This window comes from Streptomyces acidicola, from assembly GCF_009377235.1.
GTDB classification, from domain to species: domain Bacteria; phylum Actinomycetota; class Actinomycetes; order Streptomycetales; family Streptomycetaceae; genus Streptomyces; species Streptomyces acidicola.
Map to the genome: position 1 here is coordinate 1 of NZ_VMNX01000511.1, position 1,538 is coordinate 1,538.

The window sequence follows — 1,538 nt, forward strand, 5'->3', positions numbered from 1 at the left end:
GTGAGGTTGTCTCGTGGGCTCGTAGATGTGTATAAGATACAGGTGACGGGGGCGTCCTTCTCGGCCTCGGCGTTCCACTCGGTCAGCGAGACGTGGTGCCCTTCCGGGGAGACGAACTCGGCGTTCCACCGCTTGGTGTCCACGCGGCGGTCCGGATACTCGTAGCCCTGGAAGAGCATGAGCAGCGAGCCGTCGGGGAGCCGGCTCGTGGAGCAGGCGTCGTGCGGAATGAGCTCCTCGGCGGGGCATGTGGTCACCTGACGGGCCTGCTGACTGCCCGGCTCGATCCGGCCCATGCTGATACCGATCGCGGCCGCCCCCTTGCCGTCGTCGTAGACGAGCTGCGCGTACGGACCGAACTGCGCTCCGGTTCCGCGGGAGTCCTCGCGGCTGAACTTCCCCTCGGGGAGCAGACGCTTGAGCGTACCGAGCAGTTCGTCGCCCGAAATCGGCTGCCTGGCCGGCGTGGGGGAGGCGGAGACGGATGCGGACACGGACGGCTTCGGCGTCGGGGCGGCGGCCGCCACGGACTCGCCGTCGCCACCCCCGCCCCAGGGCACGAGCAGGGCCCCGCCGACCCCCGCGAGCGCGACACCGGCGACACCTCCCGCGACGGTGGCCCGACGCCGCCGCAGCAACCGGCGTCCCCGCACCTCGCCGCCGGCGACCAGGGCGGCGCCGTCGGCCTCGAAGGCTCCGCCGGCCTGACGCAGGGCGTCGCCGAGCCGGTGCTCGAAGGGGTCCTCGTGATGTTCGACAGGCATCGCGAACCACCGTTTCTGGAGGGGCGTACGTGGGCGGGTTGGAGGCGTGGGTGGAGTGGGTGTGCCGAGGCCGGTCAGGGCGTCGCGTACTCGGCGAGGTCCTCGCCGAGCAGCTCCCGGAGCCGGGCGAGGGCGCGGACGCAGCGGGTGCGTACGGCGGCCGAGCTGGCGTTCATGGCGTCGGCGGTCTCCTCGACGGAACGGTCCTCCCAGTACCGCAGGACGACCACGGCCCGGTCCTTGGCGGGCAGTCGGCCCAGCGCCTCGACGAGGGTGAGCCGCAGGGGAGTGTCGGCACCGCGCGGGTCGGGCAGGTCGGGGAACGCGTCGGTGGCCCGCTCGGTGCTGCTGCGCCGCCGCTGGTGGGCGAGGAACGTACGGGTGAGCACGGTCTGCGCGTACCCGGCCGGATTCCCGACCCGTGACACCCGCCCCCACCGCGTGTACAGCCGCCCGAGCGTCTCCTGCACGAGATCCTCGGCGAGATGGGTGTCACCACCGGTCAGCAGACAGGCGGACCGGTAGAGGTGCCCAGCGCGCGCCGCCGCGAACTCCGGATAGCCGTCCGCGCGGACGTGTCTCATGCGTTCCCCCTGGTTCGTGTGGGTTCGTGGCACCGCTCGACTTCTTTAATGCGGTGGACCCCGGGGAATGTTTCACCCGCAGGGACGGATACGGTGCGTCGTGGATCACGCCGACCACACCAGGCACCAGGACAGACGCGCAGGGGGACGCCCGACGATGCAGCAGCCCGACGAAGCCCCACAACTGTCG

Annotated in this window: 1 protein-coding gene and 1 pseudogene; both read right to left on the reverse strand. The window is 71.7% G+C overall.

Annotated features, from left to right (window positions below; translation table 11 throughout):
* Positions 1-764: pseudogene (locus FPZ41_RS46465) on the reverse strand (hypothetical protein); the annotation flags it as partial.
* Positions 765-838: 74 nt separating this feature from the next.
* A complete protein-coding gene (locus FPZ41_RS46470; protein WP_152870918.1) occupies positions 839-1,348 on the reverse strand; it encodes a SigE family RNA polymerase sigma factor in 510 nt (169 codons plus the stop codon).
* Positions 1,349-1,538: the final 190 nt, after the last annotated feature.

Excerpts from the sequence above, each read along its gene's own strand:
- FPZ41_RS46470 (WP_152870918.1), bottom strand. The coding sequence starts at position 1,348 with ATGAGACACGTCCGCGCGGACGGCTATCCGGAGTTCGCGGCGGCGCGC.